The 17,238-nt window shown below is 45.2% G+C and carries 13 protein-coding genes, 2 pseudogenes and 1 other annotated feature; of the genes and pseudogenes, 6 read left to right on the top strand and 9 right to left on the bottom strand.

The features are described 5' to 3' along the window. Positions 1 to 83: 83 nt before the first annotated feature. The 6 genes from refZ to trpB form a co-directional block, all read right to left on the bottom strand. Positions 84 to 710: a forespore capture DNA-binding protein RefZ gene (gene refZ / locus K3F53_RS05155; RefSeq protein ID WP_057899544.1), complete on the bottom strand. Its 627-nt coding sequence runs from the start codon at positions 708 to 710 to the stop codon at positions 84 to 86. Between the two features lie 32 nt (positions 711 to 742). Then, a complete protein-coding gene (locus tag K3F53_RS05150) occupies positions 743 to 1,405 on the bottom strand; it encodes a TVP38/TMEM64 family protein (protein ID WP_057899545.1) in 663 nt (220 codons plus the stop codon). A gap of 122 nt (positions 1,406 to 1,527) precedes the next feature. After that, complete coding sequence (locus tag K3F53_RS05145) at positions 1,528 to 2,520, bottom strand: MBL fold metallo-hydrolase (protein ID WP_057899546.1); 993 nt, start codon at positions 2,518 to 2,520, stop codon at positions 1,528 to 1,530. Positions 2,521 to 2,606: 86 nt separating this feature from the next. Beyond that, the gene (locus K3F53_RS05140) at positions 2,607 to 4,916 is read right to left on the bottom strand and encodes a sensor domain-containing diguanylate cyclase (RefSeq protein WP_057899547.1); all 2,310 of its coding nucleotides are present in this window, start codon (positions 4,914 to 4,916) and stop codon (positions 2,607 to 2,609) included. Between the two features lie 31 nt (positions 4,917 to 4,947). After that, on the bottom strand, positions 4,948 to 5,535 hold the full coding sequence (locus K3F53_RS05135) for a histidine phosphatase family protein (RefSeq protein ID WP_257721610.1): 588 nt from the start codon (positions 5,533 to 5,535) through the stop codon (positions 4,948 to 4,950). A 236-nt stretch (positions 5,536 to 5,771) separates the two neighbouring features. Then, entirely contained in the window at positions 5,772 to 6,968 is a 1,197-nt protein-coding gene (gene trpB / locus K3F53_RS05130) for a tryptophan synthase subunit beta (protein WP_057899549.1), read from the bottom strand. 169 nt (positions 6,969 to 7,137) lie between these two features. Here trpB and K3F53_RS05125 point away from each other — a divergent pair, with 169 nt between their 5' ends. Next, positions 7,138 to 7,305 (top strand): hypothetical protein, encoded by a 168-nt coding sequence (locus K3F53_RS05125; protein ID WP_156424081.1) that lies wholly within the window; start codon positions 7,138 to 7,140, stop codon positions 7,303 to 7,305. Between the two features lie 239 nt (positions 7,306 to 7,544). Next, positions 7,545 to 8,141, top strand: coding sequence for a 30S ribosomal protein S4 (gene rpsD / locus K3F53_RS05120; RefSeq protein ID WP_057899551.1), 597 nt, complete (start codon positions 7,545 to 7,547; stop codon positions 8,139 to 8,141). Between the two features lie 48 nt (positions 8,142 to 8,189). Here the strand turns inward: rpsD and tyrS are convergent, their stop codons facing one another. Continuing rightward, positions 8,190 to 9,449, bottom strand: coding sequence for a tyrosine--tRNA ligase (gene tyrS / locus K3F53_RS05115; protein WP_057899552.1), 1,260 nt, complete (start codon positions 9,447 to 9,449; stop codon positions 8,190 to 8,192). A gap of 53 nt (positions 9,450 to 9,502) precedes the next feature. Then, positions 9,503 to 9,736 (bottom strand) — a binding site (T-box leader). A gap of 118 nt (positions 9,737 to 9,854) precedes the next feature. On the opposite strand from tyrS, the gene K3F53_RS05110 reads away from it, so the two are divergent. Beyond that, positions 9,855 to 12,266, top strand: coding sequence for a transglycosylase domain-containing protein (locus K3F53_RS05110; RefSeq protein WP_057899553.1), 2,412 nt, complete (start codon positions 9,855 to 9,857; stop codon positions 12,264 to 12,266). 19 nt (positions 12,267 to 12,285) lie between these two features. On the opposite strand, the gene acsA is transcribed toward K3F53_RS05110, so the two are convergent. After that, positions 12,286 to 14,001, bottom strand: coding sequence for an acetate--CoA ligase (gene acsA, locus K3F53_RS05105; protein ID WP_057900392.1), 1,716 nt, complete (start codon positions 13,999 to 14,001; stop codon positions 12,286 to 12,288). A gap of 286 nt (positions 14,002 to 14,287) precedes the next feature. Here acsA and K3F53_RS05100 point away from each other — a divergent pair, with 286 nt between their 5' ends. From K3F53_RS05100 to K3F53_RS05095, 3 genes and pseudogenes are all read left to right on the top strand, one after another. Then, complete coding sequence (locus K3F53_RS05100; RefSeq protein WP_057899554.1) at positions 14,288 to 14,920, top strand: hypothetical protein; 633 nt, start codon at positions 14,288 to 14,290, stop codon at positions 14,918 to 14,920. A gap of 81 nt (positions 14,921 to 15,001) precedes the next feature. Continuing rightward, positions 15,002 to 15,154: pseudogene (locus K3F53_RS19325) on the top strand (CBS domain-containing protein); the annotation flags it as partial. 192 nt (positions 15,155 to 15,346) lie between these two features. Then, entirely contained in the window at positions 15,347 to 16,504 is a 1,158-nt protein-coding gene (locus K3F53_RS05095) for an acetoin utilization protein AcuC (protein WP_057899556.1), read from the top strand. A gap of 44 nt (positions 16,505 to 16,548) precedes the next feature. Here K3F53_RS05095 and K3F53_RS05090 read toward each other — a convergent pair. Next, positions 16,549 to 17,229, bottom strand: a pseudogene (locus tag K3F53_RS05090) (5'-methylthioadenosine/adenosylhomocysteine nucleosidase); the annotation flags it as partial. Positions 17,230 to 17,238 lie beyond the last annotated feature (9 nt).

Here is a 17,238-nt window from a genome sequence, read left to right as displayed (position 1 = left end):
AAAGTCAACCTATCTTATTATAATAATAATTAGGTATAAAACGAGAAAGTTCCTGCTTGAAAGCAAGCTTTTTATGAAAAAACCTAGCGAAATGTGTTGAGCGGTGTCATCATATGGTGTAAAAAGTCATATGTATAATGCACCATCTGTTCCACGAATTGTTCATCCAATGGCTCCAAATAAAATACTTCACGAATAATTTGCGGGTATGTATAAGGAAAACTTGTAATCGCCATCAGTTGAATGACCACGCCTTCTACCTGTAACGGCGGAAATTCCCCTTCCTCAACTCCCTCTTCAATCACCGCAGCAAAATAATGTTTAAGCTTGGCCAGGTAAGTGCTCATAATCTCCCGCCCGAGCATTGATTCTACGGATAATTCCCGATGAATCAATCGTGTTACCTGATAAAATTCACTTTGGAAACGGACGAGGCTTTCTAACATGTGGCGCAGCAAATCATAAAGAGATTCCCATTCCGTGTCATGGCGGCAACCGTCCAGCTTTCGAAATAAAGCCTCATAATACTCTACCATAACATATTCGAGCAATCCTTTTTTATTTTTAAAATAATAGGCAATAAGCGCAACGTTCACCCCTGCCTTACAAGCGATCTGCCGTACTGTCGTACCGTCGAATCCCTGTGAATCAAACAGTTCGACAGCAGCTTCAACAATCTTTTGTTTGGTAAGCTTCGGTGAACGTTTCACAGCCTGTCCCTCCCAAAAACCTTGCCTTTCTCTTATGAAAGCAAGGTTAATTTTTTCTTCCTCTTCACATAGCTGATCCCTAGCATAAATAAGCAAAGACCAAACGCAATAAAAAGAAGCTTGCCTTTGTGCTGTTCCCAATGAACCAAATAATGTCCAACAACCGATTCAAACAGAACAGCCGGGCCTTTGCCTAGCGTTGTCGCCAGTAAAAATGTGCGAAAACACACTTTTGAAATGCCAGCTGCCGTATTTACCGCACTGGAAGGCAATACGGGGACCCACCGCGCAAACAAAATAACAATAAACCCTTTTGTTTCTGCATACTTGTTTAAATTTTTTGCAAACGAATGATGGCCCCATTTTCTGTCCGCCCACTCCCTCCCAACATAGCGGGCCAAAAGAAAATTGGCCAGCGCGGCCAACACCGCACCAACCCAACTGATTGCAAATCCGGGCCAGAGACCAAAGGCAACCACATTCGCACCCGCCAGCAATACGAAAGGAACAATCGGAAAAAACGTTTGCAAGACAATGGCGATAATTGATATAAAAAACGCAACCCAACCATACGATTGAATATACGCGGCAATTTGCTCCAAGTTTCCGGTACGAATCAAATGACCGAATTCAGTCTGCATAACCAAATAGATCGTGACAATCAGGAAAAAGGCAGAAAGTAGTAAACGCTTCAATTCACCGTCTCCCTTATCATTTCGTATTTTTTATTATATCACCAAAAAAGCAAAAAACTCTCCTTCCTCAAGAGAGTTTACAAATCATTTGTATGATGGTAAGTCGGTATATCAAATTATATTTATCTAGCCCATTCTTTCGTTCGATAAAGATACACATTTTTCTCTTCTGACCATACTCGCTCTACTTTTCCCTGTTCAATTAACAAATCGAGGTGTCCAAGCGTTTCCGAAAACGTAAGTGGTAACTCTTTAATATAAATGCTAGGAAATAATAATGCTGACAACTCAAAAACATGTTTGGCACCATCCGCAAGTAAACCATAAATTTTTTCCGCTCTCTCTTCCTGTCTACGCAAGCGATAAACGATAAGTTCAGACGGCTTTTCAATTTCTTCGCCGTGTGCCGGGAGCATGCGCCGCACTGGCATCATCTTTACTTCCTGCATTGCTCGCCTGTATACAACCAGCGGCTTTTCCCTTTCTTCACCAGCTCGCGCCGGAGGCTCTACGAAAGCATTGGATGAGATCTCTTTAATTAAAAAATCGCCTGACAGCATCAAACCGTCTGCCTCTCGGTATAAAGCCAAATGGGTTTGTGTATGTCCCGGCGTAAAAATAATACGCCACTCCCCGCAACTTCCCAACAGCTCGCCGCCTCGCACAATTCGATGAACCGGTGCGGGATCGCTATACATGTTCAACATTTTCTGAAACCGCTCTACATGCCCCAGCAATTGTTCCGGAACGCCATTTTCTTCATATAGTTCGCGAAAAAATGCATCGTGATGCCGCATAAATGTTTCTTCCCCTTCAATATACGGCACTGCATTCGGATGGGCGATCACCTGCGCATCCGTACGTTCTGCTACTTCCGCTACCAAACCAGAATGGTCTACATGTTGATGTGTAAGAAAGATCTGGTCAATATTCCGCCATGTAAGCCCATTCTCTTTTAAGAAGACTCGTAGCGCCTCACGCGCTTCCCTCGTTTTTGGCCCGACATCAACAAGCGTGCAACTTTCCCCTTTTATTAAAAATATATTGACCGCTCCAACGCTAAACGGAGTCGGGATCTCAAGCCGAAAAACCTGCGTATTCACTGCTTTTTGCATGTCTCTTCCTCCTACTGATTGAATGTTCATTCATAAAATGAGGGAAGAAAGAAACTTCCCTGCCAGAAGCTCTTTCCGTGCATGTTTCATACTTTTCCTGCCAAACAAACCTGGTTACGCCCGCTATGCTTCGCGCGATATAAAGCCTCATCCGCTTGCTGGAACAATCGTTCGACGCTCGGAATGCCGTTTTCTTTCAACCAGGTAGCCACCCCGCAGGAAATCGTAACAGCCGGTCTCGTGCTGCTCATTGTATTCATGCGTAACCGCTCCGCTACTTGGTGGGCAATATCTTCCTGTACCGCTGGCAAGTATACAGCCATCTCTTCTCCGCCCCAACGAGCGGCAACATCAGATGTGCGAATTGAAGCAACAAGCACTTCTGCCACTTGGATCAAAATTTCATCGCCAATCTGATGACCATACGTATCATTAATATTCTTAAAGTAATCCACATCAATTAAAATAAGTGAGCCACAGATGTCACGCTGCTGGGAATGACGGATACAGTCATATAAATACTTTCGATTATACAGGCCCGTCAAATTATCCGTTATCACCATTCGCTCGACTTCGGCATGCAGGGAAGCATTCGTCACCGCGACTTTCACATGACGGGCCAACATCTCCAGGCGCTTAAAATCATCGAATGTGTAACGATTTGGCTGAGAATCTATCAGAAAAATGGCTCCTTCTACTTGACCTTTACCCATAAGCGGCACAGCCATTAACGACCGACAAGAAAAAGACGGGAGAAGTGAATCTATTTCTTTCGTATCCGCAATTAAAATCGACTCCTTTTTGACAAACAAATCATGAAGTTTGCCTGCTTCCGGAATCCGCAAAACAAGCGGAACGTTTTCCTGTCCAGTGGACGCACACGCGACATATGCTTTTTCTTCTTCTGACCAAGAAAAAATGCAGCAATGTTCCGTACGAAACGTCTCCGTCAGCTTACGCGTGATAAATGTAAGTAAATCGTTAAGCTTAATATTCTTATTGAGTTGCCGCGTCATTTCATCAATGAGCAACAATTCTTTGATTAAATGGCAGGATTGTTGATAAAGCTGAGCATTTTCGAATGCATTACCTGCCGTATCTGCCAGCATCGTAATATACTCTATCTCTCGCGCTGGAAGAGATATCGGCTTGTCGCTGTAAAGTTCCAACACACCATAAACCCCTTGTTTGCCCCTGAGCGGAGCGGCTAACGTCACACTGCGCTTCCCCCAGGATTTCACGATGATCGTTCGTGCTTCCATAAACGCTCGGGCACTTACATTGCTTTTGCTTTCTCCGGTCGAAAAAGAAAATGGCTTGACGGGCAGCTTCGTGGAAAATGAATCATGGGACAGCCATAAATCAACCTGCATTTCCGGATACAGTTTTTTTGTATTTTCTATCACGGCATGCAACACATCATTCACATTGATAGATGAATGGAGTTTTTTTGTAATTTCAAACATCATGCTCCGTTTTTGTTCGTCGCGTTGAACACGCATATAAAGGGCAGAGTTGTGAACGGAAGGGCCAAGGGCTTTCGTGAAACGAAAGATAAATTTTTGCTCCTCGTCTGTAAATGGAAAGTTCTTATCACGCAATACGACTAAAAATCCGATAATTTTGTCATTATAGTCAAAAGGAGAAATTAACCAATCCGCCTCAGACAGCTCTTCTAACTCCAATAGTCCTTGTATATCAATATCTTCCCTACGCAAAACATTACGCTCCACGGAGAACTGCGAAACGATCTGCTCATATATTTTTCTAAGATTGCGCATCTTCATGGTCTCCCGACACAGCCAATTCTGCTCACTCGAAGACCAATGCGGCACCATTCCATCCTGTTCTTCATCAAATACGACTGCAATGCATTCGACTTGGTACAAGCTTTCGGCAAACCGCCGGACAATCGTCTGCATAGCACTATTCAGGCCCATATTCTGGCTTACGGCTTTAATACATGAAGAAATGGTCTTGCTGATGTATTGCTCCTGTATGAGGCGGAAAACAGCCGTCATTCCCTGCAAAAACGAAAACGCACACCTTTCTTCTATACACGCAGGCAGCACAACTCCTATATAGCCAGGAAACCAAACATCCTGGAGCACCGGAACACACACCGTCCGGCTATCTTCCTCCACATTGTTCTGAATATACATTTTTTCTGGATGCAACGGATAAAACGGCTTCACATCAAACTCCGGCTGACCTGCTTTTTCACAAGCAACTACATAGCCATGACGGTCTGCTACAAACACCCATCCCCTATCTGCCAAAAAGAAAGGGGAGAATATAAACTGGAAACTATCTCGAAAAATATGCGCAAGTCGTTCCCTGTAAAAATAAGAAGACTCAATCTCTCCACAATTTTGATCCACCGTGTGCTTCTTCACAGTCCCGCCTTCTCCCTTCTCTCCCACTCTCTTACTGGTCGGCTAGATGCGTTCCGTCATTCACTGTATGCACTGTCCAGTTGCCTTTTTCGTATCGAACGTAACTAATTCCTGTATTTACCAACTTTGTTTTTCCGGTTCCATGCACTCCCCCGCTTATATGATGCAACAGCGCATTAATCAAGCCCCCGTGGCTAACCACCAAAATATGCTCTGCTTCGCTCTCCCGCAAAATTTCCTGCAAACAACACATTCCCCGCTGCTGCATCGCGGAAAACGTCTCAACATTATACTTGCTTTCTGTATCCATCCACGGGTTAAAGTCGGGAAACTGCGATTGGATCATGCGGTAATCTTTTCCTTCCCAGTCCCCGTAATTCCGCTCGCGAAGTTCCACATGGCGGCAAACAAATAAACCAAGCATATCGGCCACCGCCTGCGCCGTATCATAAGCCCGCTGCAAGTCGCTGGAGCAAATCTGGGAAATAGGCGATTGTTTTAAGCGCGCCGCTAATCGTCGCACCTGCTCTTTGCCTCGCCTGTTCAGTGGAATATCGCTATGTCCCTGAATTAAACGTTTGGCATTCCATTCGGTTTCCCCGTGACGAACAAGATAAATGTGCTTTACAGTGGTAATAGAAAATTCAGTCCCTTCTTAATATTACTTATCATATAATAATTATACGAAATATCAAATAAGGTTTCACTCATTATTTCTATACATTTCCAGATGATAGCATATGTTTTACGTAAAATACCAAGAAAGTTTAAGCGGCTCACCGCTTCAAAACTTTTGAACCTTTTGATCTATTATATAATGAAAGAAGGCCCGGGGGTTCGGGCCTCTTTTCATCATTATTGTCCTTTATTATGCATCATGTTGAAAACTTGTTGCACATCCTTGTCTCCACGGCCGGAAAGGTTAACGATAATCGTTTGGTTCGGCGATAATGTTGGGGCAAGTTTCATTGCATATGCCACCGCGTGAGAACTTTCAATCGCGGGAATAATGCCTTCTGTTCGCGACAAAGCGTGAAACGCCTCAAGCGCCTCAGCATCGTCGATCGTTACATACTTCGCACGACCAATCGCTTTATAATAGCTATGTTCAGGTCCGACGCCTGGATAGTCGAGACCAGCAGCAATCGAATGTGTAGCGGCAGGCTCACCATTTTCATCTTTTATCATGTAACACTTGAAACCGTGAATGATCCCTGGCTCCCCAGCTACAAGCGGCGCGGCATGCTGCCCCGGTGCAAGCCCTTTTCCGCCTGGTTCAACGCCGACAATGCGTACTTCTTTGTCATCAAAGAACGGAGCGAACAAACCAATGGCGTTGCTTCCGCCACCCACACACGCGATAATATAGTCCGGCAGCTTTCCTTCTTTTTCAAGATGTTGCGCACGTGCTTCTCTGCCAATAACGGATTGGAAATGGCGTACAATAGTGGGGTATGGGTGCGGTCCGACAGCCGACCCGAGCAAATAAAACGTACTTTCGTAATTCTCCGCATAGTCCTTGAGCGCAGCGTCTACCGCTTCCTTCAGCGTGCGGGCGCCGTCTTTTACCGCTACTACTTTCGCCCCCAAAAGTTCCATACGAAATACGTTCAATGCCTGACGGCGAGTATCTTCTTCCCCCATATAAATGACGCATTCCATTCCAAACATCGCGCATGCAGTCGCTGTCGCCACTCCATGCTGACCTGCCCCTGTTTCCGCGATCACACGCTTTGCGCCCATGCGCTTGGCAAGCAGAACTTGGCCCATCACATTATTGATTTTATGCGCTCCCGTATGGTTTAAGTCTTCACGTTTTAAATAAATTTTCGCGCCTCCAAGCTTCTCAGTTAAGCGCTGCGCATAATAAAGCGGGTTCGGGCGCCCAACATATTCCTTCAAATAATGTTCCAGTTCTGCATTAAAGTCAGGCTCATCCTTATACCGTTCAAACTCCTGCTCCAAATGATCGAGCGCAGCCTGCAACGGCTCTGGTACAAAGCTCCCCCCAAACTCCCCGAAGTATCCCTTTTTTGTTTCCACTTTACTCATCTTTTCTAACTCCTCTCAACGATTCTCTTCTATTACTTTCTACAGCAAACTTATCTTGGTTGATATTGTACTATATTTATGTTCCCTTTTCATCTTTTTCTTTGTGATTTACATAATTTTTCTGTATTTTCTCAATCTATTTTTTCTTAGTAAAAAAGATTACATACGATTGAATACGGAGAAATTTGTTGCAAACCGGATAGACATCACTTTTACAGCGATGTTCGGCGCATCGTTTTCTGCCATTTTCCTCAATGAAACGCTTCATTTCGTAGTATTTTTGACTCTGCTGTTCGTTGCGACCGGAATTATTATTGTCAACCGGGAAAAATATTGACTTTCTATTATAAGGGAATATAATATTATTTATGTGCTTCATCCTAGGGTAGCAATGATTTTAGGTAAAAACGTCTGGTCAATTCATTAGCTTCCTCCCTTAAGGGCAGCGGCTGTTTTATCCCTTAATGGAGCATGCGGCGGAAACGCTACCGTCCGAAGAGCATGCAGTAAAGTTAGGAACTAGCCAGGCGGAAGTAAACACCTATTAAATCTAAATGTAAAGGAGAACGGAATTTTATGGCACGTTATACTGGACCACGCCACAAATTGGCTCGTCGTCTGGGCATTTCCCTAGACGGAACTGGCAAAGACATCAAACGTAATTTTCCACCGGGACAACATGGACATTCCCGTCGTAAAATGAGCGAATACGCGATTCAGCTTACTGAAAAGCAAAAGCTTCGTCATATGTACGGCTTGATGGAAAAGCAATTCCGCAAAACATTTAACGAAGCAACAAAAATGCCTGGGGTTGTCGGTGAAAACTTCATGAAGCTGCTTGAGTCTCGTCTCGACAACTTGGTATATCGTCTTGGTTTCGCACCAACTCGTCCGGCTGCACGTCAGTTGACAACTCACGGCCACATTACAGTAAACGGCAAGAAAGTAAACATTCCTTCTTACCGTGTGAAACCTGGCGATGTAATTGGCCTGCGCGAAAAGAGCCGCAACTTAAGCATAGTAAAAGAATCGCTGGAAGCTCGTGCATACCTGCCAAACTATCTGAGCTATGATGAAACAAAAATGGAAGGTACGTACACTCGCCTGCCAGACCGTGAAGAACTGCCGGCTGAAATCAACGAAAAGTTGATCGTCGAGTTCTACTCTCGTTAATCTTAAATTCAAGCAAAACTCCCGTCGTCTCCGACGGGAGTTTTATTATTATTTAATCACTACTTTCACGAATTTGCGTTTCCCGACCTGAACGATCATACCGTCTTCCACGGCGATATGCTCATCCACGGAAGTCACTTTTTCTTCGTTGATTTTTACGGCACCTTGTTGCACCATGCGGCGCGCTTCGCCATTTGACGGCACGAGTTCCAGCACAGACAAAAGCTTGATAACCCACATCTTGCCGTCTTCCAATTCGCTTACGGCTACTTCTTTTTCCGGAATATCCGCAGGTAGCGCGCGCTGCTGGAACACGGTTTTGAAATGTTCTTCCGCTTGTTTTGCCGCTTCTTCACCCCAATACATTCTTACAAACGTATACGCAAGGCGCATTTTAGCGTCGCGCGGATGCACGGAACCGTCAGCTAACCCTCTCTTGAGCCTCTCCAATTCTTCCATAGAAATATCGGTCGCTAGTTCGTAATATTTTACCATCAGTTCGTCTGGAATTGACATGGCTTTGCCGTAAATTTCTTTCGGTGGCTCGCTAATACCGATATAGTTGCCCAAGCTTTTGCTCATCTTCTGTACGCCATCCAATCCTTCGATGATCGGCATCATCAGCGCGCATTGCTGTTCCTGTCCGAATTCCTTCTGCAACTGACGGCCCATCAACAAGTTAAACTTCTGATCCGTCCCTCCCAGTTCCACATCGCTTTCCAATACTACCGAATCATATCCTTGCATCAACGGATAGAAAAACTCATGGACGCTAATCGGTTGATTATTTGAATAACGTTTTTCAAAATCATCCCGTTCAAGCATTCGAGCTACTGTTATTTTCGCAGCTAAGTTTACTACATCTGCAAAATTCATAGGCGCTAGCCACTTGCTATTATAATTGACCTCAATCTTGCCTGTATCGAGGATTTTCGCAAACTGTTCTACATATGTCGCTGCATTCTTTTTGACTTCCTCTTCTGTAAGTTGCTTTCTCGCCTCGGATTTCCCGGTCGGGTCACCGATTCGTCCTGTGAAATCGCCAATAACCAATTGCACTCTATGTCCTAACTCCTGGAATTGACGCAACTTGTGAAGCACCACAGTATGGCCAATATGAATATCCGGTGCGGATGGATCTAGCCCAAGCTTTATTTTTAGCGGCTTTCCAGTTACGACAGAACGCTCCACCTTTTTTCTCATTTCTTCTTCCAGTATAATTTCTGCCACACCACGGCGGATAATGCTCATCTGACGCTCTACTTCACGCGCCTGCTCTTCGGTCAAAGCAATGCTTTCTTCAATCATGTCTGCTTCCTCCAATTCCTAATTTCTTAAAACAAAATAAAAAACTCGTCCCAAAAAGGGACGAGTTTGCTCGCGGTACCACCCTTACTTAAGGGCAAAAAAGCCCTTCACTCATACGGATAACGGCCTATTCCAAACGAATATACCGTCCGCCCACACATCTATACGGAGCGGAATTCACTCCAACGCTGTATTTCGCTGCCTGGCCGGGCCGGTTCTCACCTTCCACCGACTCTCTGCTGCTTCCGGTTCCAAAGCCACTACTGATACGCCTTCATCGTGAATAAAATGATATTATGCCTTTGTTATTACCATAATAACTAAAAGTAATAAGAGAATGCAACATTTAACCTCAGGAATCGTCTTTATGATATAATGTCTCTGTTACAGGTAAGGGGGAATTGTATGGAAAAACAAAACGGTTCCGCAAGTACGCCGGATAGGCCAAGGCGCAAAAAAAGCATTTGGCATACTCTTCTCATTATTTTTCAAGTTTCTGCCATTCTATTCTTTATGGGCGTGCTTTTCGCATGCGGTACCGCCGCTGGTTATGTCGCTTCGCTTGTCAAAGACGACCCGGTTCGCAGTTATAATGAAATTTACCAAAAAATCTCTACCAATAACTTAACCGGATTCGCATATTTCAAAGACAAAACAATGATCGGCCAATTGATCACAGCAGAAGACCGTCGGCTTGTATCGCATAAAGAGGTCTCACCTCATTTAATTGATGCTATCATCTCAACGGAAGACAAATATTTCTTTGAGCACAACGGGATCGTTCCTTCCGCCATCGCCCGGGCCGGAATCCAGCAGATTACCGGAGCATCGGTGCAGACAGGAGGAAGCACCCTAACCCAGCAACTTGTAAAACAAACGATCCTTTCGCCCGAACAAACAATGGAGCGAAAATTTAAAGAAATCTTCCTTGCATTGCGAATAGAGCGCATGTTCAGTAAGGAACAAATTCTCGACGCGTACATTAATAAAATGTACTTCGGAAAAAACGCCAATGGTTCGAATGTATATGGCGTTCAAGCGGCAGCTAAAGGGATTTTTGGCGTGAATGCCAAAGATTTGAATATCGCCCAATCGGCTTATCTGGCTGGAATGTTGCAGGCACCTTCTTCTTATATTCCATTTAAAAAGAGGGGTCTTCAACTGGGAAAAGAGCGCCAAAAAATCGTGCTGAACCGCATGCTGGAAAACGGCAAGATCACGAAACAGCAATACGATGAAGCATTGGCTTATGATATTGAAGCGCACTTGGCTAAACCAACACCTAAAGCGTTTGAGAAATATCCATTCCTTATGATGGAAATCGAAAAACGCGCAGCGGAAATCCTGTTACAACAAGATTTTGAGAAAAAGCCGGAACTAAAAAATCAACCGTATGAAAAACTTCTGGAAGAAAAACGAATGGCGGTTCGTCAGGGTGGCTACCACATTTATACCACCATTGATAAACGCATTTATGAAAAAATGCAGGAAATCGCCACTGATTCTGATAACTTTGGCCCGGAACGTCCACCAATCGGTGGCAAGCGAATGCCGGAACAGGTAGGAGCTATCCTAATCCATAATAAAACAGGGGCTATTCTCGGCATGATCGAAGGACGTGACTTCGAAATTGAGAAAACAAACCATGCAACCGTGCCCCGTCAGCCGGGTTCGGCAATCAAACCTGTCGGCGTGTATGCCCCTGCTATTGAGGAAGGCATTATTTCACCTGATTCAATCGTTGTCGATGAGGAGACTGTGTTCCCTGGTGGATATACCCCGAAAAATGACTCCAATAACTTTAAAGGGCCGATGACCATACGCCATGCTCTGAAATTTTCACGTAACGTACCGGCCGTTAAAGTGTATTTCGAAACCGGGGTTAAAAAATCGCTTTCTTACGTAAAGAAAATGGGCATAAACTCAATTGTGGACAGCGACTACTACCTGCCTACTGCACTCGGTGGATTTACGCATGGGATTTCTGTGGAAGAGCTAACAAATGCGTATGCTACCTTCCCAAATGAAGGGAACTTCATCGATGCTTATTTAATTGAGCGCATCGAAAACAGCGAGCATGAAGTGATATACCAACACAAACCAAAACCGGTACGCGTGTTCTCACCACAGACCGCCTGGATGATTACGGATATGTTGCGCGATGTTATCGACAGTGGTACCGGAACAAGGGTACGTCCCTACAAAATGGGACGCGATGTCGCAGGAAAAACAGGAACATCGCAGGATTATCGAGATAAATGGTTTGTGGGCTACACCCCCGACATTTCTCTTGGGGTATGGATTGGCTATGATAAAAAATACAAACTATATAAGAGCTCATTTTATAACGCTCAATACGTCTGGGGAAAAATTTTCAGCTCCGCTCTGAAAATCGACCCGAATCTTTCGCCTGCCGGCAATTATATGAAGCGTCCGCCAGGAACGTCCATGGCAGCCATTTATAACGCCGATTTGGCAACTTCAAAAAATCCTGCTTCCTATGGAAAGACGGAAGAAGAGAAAAAGAACGACAGCGAACAGAAGCCAAACACTGAAGGCGAAACAGTGGATAAAAACAAAGCGAAAGAAGAGAAGCCAGAAGACGAAACAAAATCCGAGCAGCCCGGTGATAATGCCGATAAGCCAAAAGAAGACAACAAGCAGTCGGATGAACAAAAAACTCCTTCCGACAAAAAGACGAGTAATGATGACGGCGAAAAAACATCTTCGAAGAAGCAATCCAAGCCGTCTGAAGACAAACCGAAGGAAGAGAAAAAAACAGATAGTAAAAAAGAAGGAAAAAAAGGAGAGGATTAATTCCCCTCCTTTTTTATGTTTAATCTTCCATTGTAGACAGGTCTCCGGTCGGCAACCCAAGTTCCCACGCTTTAAGGACGCGGCGCATGATTTTACCGGAACGCGTTTTTGGCAATTTATCTTTTACTTCAATTTCGCGCGGCGCTGCGTGCGCAGCCAGCCCCACTTTGACAAACTGGCGGATTTCCTCCAGCAGTTCATCGGTCGCTTCATATCCGTCACGCAGTGAGATGAACGCTTTGATAATCTCCCCGCGTACCGGGTCTGGCTTACCGATAACCCCCGCTTCTGCTACCGCCGGGTGCTCAACCAGCTTGCTTTCGACTTCAAATGGGCCCACACGCTCACCCGCCGTCATAATCACATCATCCACACGGCCTTGGAACCAGAAATATCCGTCTTCATCCATGTATGCTGAATCACCGGATACGTACCAACCCTTCAAGCGGAAATATTCCTCATACTTGGCCGGGTTGTTCCAAATTTTGCGCATCATTGACGGCCAACCGACTTTAATCGCCAGGTTGCCCATGCGGTTCGGCGGCAATTCATTGCCTTCATCGTCCACAATTGCCGCGACAATACCTGGAAATGGTTTACCCATGGAACCTGGTTTAATTGGCATGCTCGGATAATTACAGATTAGCTGGGCGCCCGTCTCTGTCATCCACCATGTGTCATGGATACGCTTATTGAATACTCTCGTGCCCCAATATACGACTTCCGGGTTCAGCGGCTCCCCTACGCTCAAAATATGACGTAAGCTGGACAGATTATACTGCTTCACCACTTCGTCACCCGCTCCCATCAGCATGCGAAACGCGGTCGGAGCGCTATACCAAACGGTAACTTTGTATTTCTCAATGGTGGAATACCAATCATGCGGACTGAAGCGGCCGCCACGAATAACGTTAGTTGCCCCATTGAGCCATGGGCCAAAAATACCATACGATGTCCCGGTTACCCAACCCGGGTCAGCCGTACACCAGTAAATGTCGTCATCCTTCAGATCCAGCACCCATTTGGCTGTCTGATAGTGCTGAATCATGGCATTATGAACATGAAGCACACCTTTCGGTTTTCCGGTAGAACCGGACGTATAGTGCAAGATAAGACCGTCTTCACGATCTACCCATTCGATTTGGAAATCTTCCGAAGCCTGCTCCATTTCCTTCTCATAGCTTACCTGTCCCTCTTCTAGTTCTCCTTCTGCACCAACCAGAATCACATGCTTCAACGCCGGAAGCTCTTTTACCGGAACGCGTGGCAACAGTGCGGGCGTCGTGACGATCGCAACCGCTTCACTGTCTTCCAGACGGTCGCGCACCGCGCCTTCCATGAAAGCTTCGAATAACGGACCAACGATGGCGCCGACTTTAATCGTACCTAGGACGCTTACATATAGTTCCGGTGTACGGGGCATAAAAATAAACACGCGCTCCCCTTTCCGAACTCCCAATTTGCGAAGTACATTTCCAAATTTATCAGATAAAGTTTTCAGTTCTGCAAATGTATATTTCTCATCGCGTGTTGCATCGCTATAATAAAGCGCTACCTTGTTTTCGCGGAGGGTGCCTATATGACGATCAATTGCTTCGTGTGCCATGTTTACTTTGCCCGTTTCATACCATGTAAATTGCTTTTCTACATCTTCCCAGCTGAAATTGTTATAAGCCTCTTCATACGCAGGCATATTATAACCGCTCCCAACCACGGGAAGTATCTTGCTGTGCATCGTTTCTTTCATATTGCAGCTCCTCTCCCACTAATTTTTACTTGATCCCAACCTAAATTCATATACTCTATTTTTTCCTTTGAAAACCCTTTCGTTATTTCGATTATACCAAATAATCTGTTATTTTATCAATTATTATCATTCACAGGTTTTTCAAATTTATGCATTGTCAGGATGATAGTTAATATTAGATAATTTCTAATTATAAAGAAAAAATGATAGATTGAATCAAACGGTGAAACATAACAAAACGATTTTATATCTGAATAGTAAGGTGTGAACGAATATGGAGCACAAAAAAACGTATTATCGAGAAGAAATAGAAAAATCAGCAGGCAGGCTTCTAATCGAAGGACCCGTTTCGCCTGAACGTGTCGCAATGCTTAAAATGGATGAAGGGTTGACAGCATTTCGCAAGCCGCGCGATCAGCAAAAAGCGCTGGAAGAAATCGCGGGTCTTCCCGAAGGACGCATTATTCTAGCAGTTCATAATGATACTATCGTCGGCTATGTCACTTTCCTCTACCCCGATCCAATGGAACGATGGGCACAGGCTGGAATGGAAGACCTGCTAGAACTAGGAGCCATTGAAGTGACCAAGTGTTTTCGTCATCAACATGTGGGGGAAGACATGCTGATGCTCGCCTTCCGTGATGATGCGATGGAAAATTACATTGTTTTTACGACCGAGTATTACTGGCACTGGGATTTAAAAGGCACAGGACTCGATGTATGGGAATACAGAAAAATTATGGAAAAAGTAATGGCTTCCGTCGGTCTTGAGTGGTTCGCCACCGACGATCCGGAGATTTGTGCCCATCCCGCGAACTGCTTAATGGCAAGAATCGGAAAGAACATTCCCATGGAATCGGTGCAAGCCTTTGATCGCATCCGCTTTCAAAATCGTTTTATGTATTAAACCGATACTAAGAAACAAGGTTCTTCGGCATCCGGCTGCATATATATCACGAATATTTCTATAGTCAGGGAGGAATATCCGATGCTCGTAGAAGATATTATGAGAAGAAGTTTAATAACCATCGAGCCGGAAGATTCAATTCGACTCGCACTTCTAAAAATTCATCAGCACCGGATTCGCCACTTGCCGGTTGTTTCAGAAGGCAAGCTGGTTGGAATTATCTCCGACCGCGATGTGCGGGATGCATGTCCTTCCATTATCAGCACACCGCATAATGAGGACGAAAAAATTTTAGACACGCCTGTCTCTTCCATGCAAGAAAAATCTTGTGTTCCGCGTACAAACAATCGATCCACGCAACATCGTTTCCAAAATCGAGAAGGCCGGCTATCGTATGATTTGGCCCAGAGAATCAGAGGGATTACTATGAAAATAAAGTCAGCTTTTATTTACAGCGACGAATATTTACATTATTTTTTTAATGAAGAGCATCCGTTTAACCAAAAGCGTCTCGTATTGACGCTGGATTTGCTGCAAATGATGAATTTGCTTTCCGAAAACGATATTGTGCCGCCGCGGATGGCGACTGATGACGAACTGGCGCTTATACACGATCGGCAATATATCGAAGCAGTGAAAGAATGCGGCCATTCGAAGCAGGAAATCCCCATTGCCGCAAGCTTCGGATTAGGAACAGAGGACTGTCCTATCTTTCCTAATATGCATGAAGCATCGGCATTGGCGGTCGGCGGAACCCTTCGCGCCGTTGAATTGGTCATGTCCGGCGAATACCGCCACGCTGTCAACCTGGCTGGGGGGCTTCACCACGGCTTTCGTGGACGAGCTTCCGGATTCTGCATTTATAACGATTGCTCGGTTGCGATTGCGTATTTGCGCCAAAAATATGACGCCCGCGTGCTTTATATTGATACGGACGCACATCACGGCGACGGCGTACAATGGGCATTTTACGATGATCCGAACGTGCTGACCCTTTCCTTTCATGAAACAGGGAAATATCTTTTCCCTGGTACCGGAAATATTACTGAACGCGGGGATGGGCAAGGGTACGGCTTTTCGGTCAACGTCCCGCTGGATGCGTTTACAGAAGATGACTCATGGCTGGAAGCATACGATACCGTGCTTCCGACCGTAGCTCGCGGATTTAAACCGGATGTTATCGTGACGCAAAATGGATGTGATTCCCATATGTTCGATCCGCTGACACATCTGTCAACATCAATGCGGATTTATCAGGAGATTCCCAAGCTGGCAAGGGAACTTGCAGAAGAATTATGCGATGGCAGATTAATCGCAACCGGAGGGGGAGGATATGACATCTGGCGCGTGGTGCCGCGCGCCTGGACTTTATTGTGGGCTGAATTATCTGGTCAGCGAATCGTTAATAATGTGCCCATCCCACAGGCGTGGATTGCTAAATATCAAGAAGAAAGCCCGGTACAACTCGCGCCTACAATTCTTGATCCTGAAGGGCTGTTTCCGCCAATTCCGCGCCGGGCCGAGATTACCGCCAAGAACAAAAATACAATCGAAAAAGCACTTTTATATTGCCCGCGTGGATAAAAAAGCGGAAGGGTTGTCCTTCCGCTTTCGCTTTATAAATGCTCCAGCATATTTTTTACAATTTCATAAGAGCGCTTGGACGCTAACTTTGTAAATTCCGGGAAATTCACATGCGCCGAACCATCAGCCTTATCAGACATGGAACGAATCACAACAAATGGCACTCCGTTCATTGCACACACTTGGGCCACAGCTGCCCCTTCCATTTCCGTGCAGACACCGTTCATTGTCTCGTACAATTCCCGTACCGTCTCACGACTTGCAATAAACTGGTCCCCCGATAAAATGCGTCCAATAATCGTTCTACCTTCCGTTACCTTTTTGCTCGCTTTTACCGCAGCTTCCACCAGTTTCCCGTCCGCCTCGAATACCGATACATCAGCGAAAGGAATCTGACCGCGCGCAAAACCAAGCGCCGTTACATCCATATCATGGTGCTGGCAATCCGATGACACGACGATGTCTCCGATTTCTAACTCTGGGTGCAATGCGCCCGCCACACCGGTAAAAATAACCGCCTCTGCTTCGTACGTATCAATTAAAATCTGTGTGCATACGCTTGCGTTTACTTTGCCGACCCCACATTTACAGAGAACGACTTCTTTGCCTTCCCATTTCCCTTCATAATATGCAATGCCGGCTTTATGCGTCTCACGCGTAAGTTCCATGCCTTCTTTATATAGCTCAATTTCTTCGTCCATTGCTCCAATGATTCCGATTTTCATCTCCGCTTC

Origin of the sequence: Aneurinibacillus thermoaerophilus, assembly GCF_019603355.1 — a bacterium.
In the GTDB taxonomy this organism is placed as follows: domain Bacteria; phylum Bacillota; class Bacilli; order Aneurinibacillales; family Aneurinibacillaceae; genus Aneurinibacillus; species Aneurinibacillus thermoaerophilus.
Note: the sequence above shows the minus strand (reverse complement) of the source record. Positions and strands in the feature narration are given on the sequence as shown.

What these genes read in the sequence shown, in the direction of transcription:
- rpsD (WP_057899551.1), top strand. Translation starts at nt 7,545, where the DNA reads ATGGCACGTTATACTGGACCACGCCACAAATTGGCTCGTCGTCTGGGC.
- K3F53_RS05100 (WP_057899554.1), top strand. Translation starts at nt 14,288, where the DNA reads ATGGAGCACAAAAAAACGTATTATCGAGAAGAAATAGAAAAATCAGCA.
- trpB (WP_057899549.1), bottom strand. Translation starts at nt 6,968, where the DNA reads ATGAGTAAAGTGGAAACAAAAAAGGGATACTTCGGGGAGTTTGGGGGG.
- K3F53_RS05145 (WP_057899546.1), bottom strand. Translation starts at nt 2,520, where the DNA reads ATGCAAAAAGCAGTGAATACGCAGGTTTTTCGGCTTGAGATCCCGACT.
- acsA (WP_057900392.1), bottom strand. Translation starts at nt 14,001, where the DNA reads ATGCACAGCAAGATACTTCCCGTGGTTGGGAGCGGTTATAATATGCCT.
- tyrS (WP_057899552.1), bottom strand. Translation starts at nt 9,449, where the DNA reads ATGATTGAAGAAAGCATTGCTTTGACCGAAGAGCAGGCGCGTGAAGTA.
- K3F53_RS05110 (WP_057899553.1), top strand. Translation starts at nt 9,855, where the DNA reads ATGGAAAAACAAAACGGTTCCGCAAGTACGCCGGATAGGCCAAGGCGC.
- K3F53_RS05095 (WP_057899556.1), top strand. Translation starts at nt 15,347, where the DNA reads ATGAAAATAAAGTCAGCTTTTATTTACAGCGACGAATATTTACATTAT.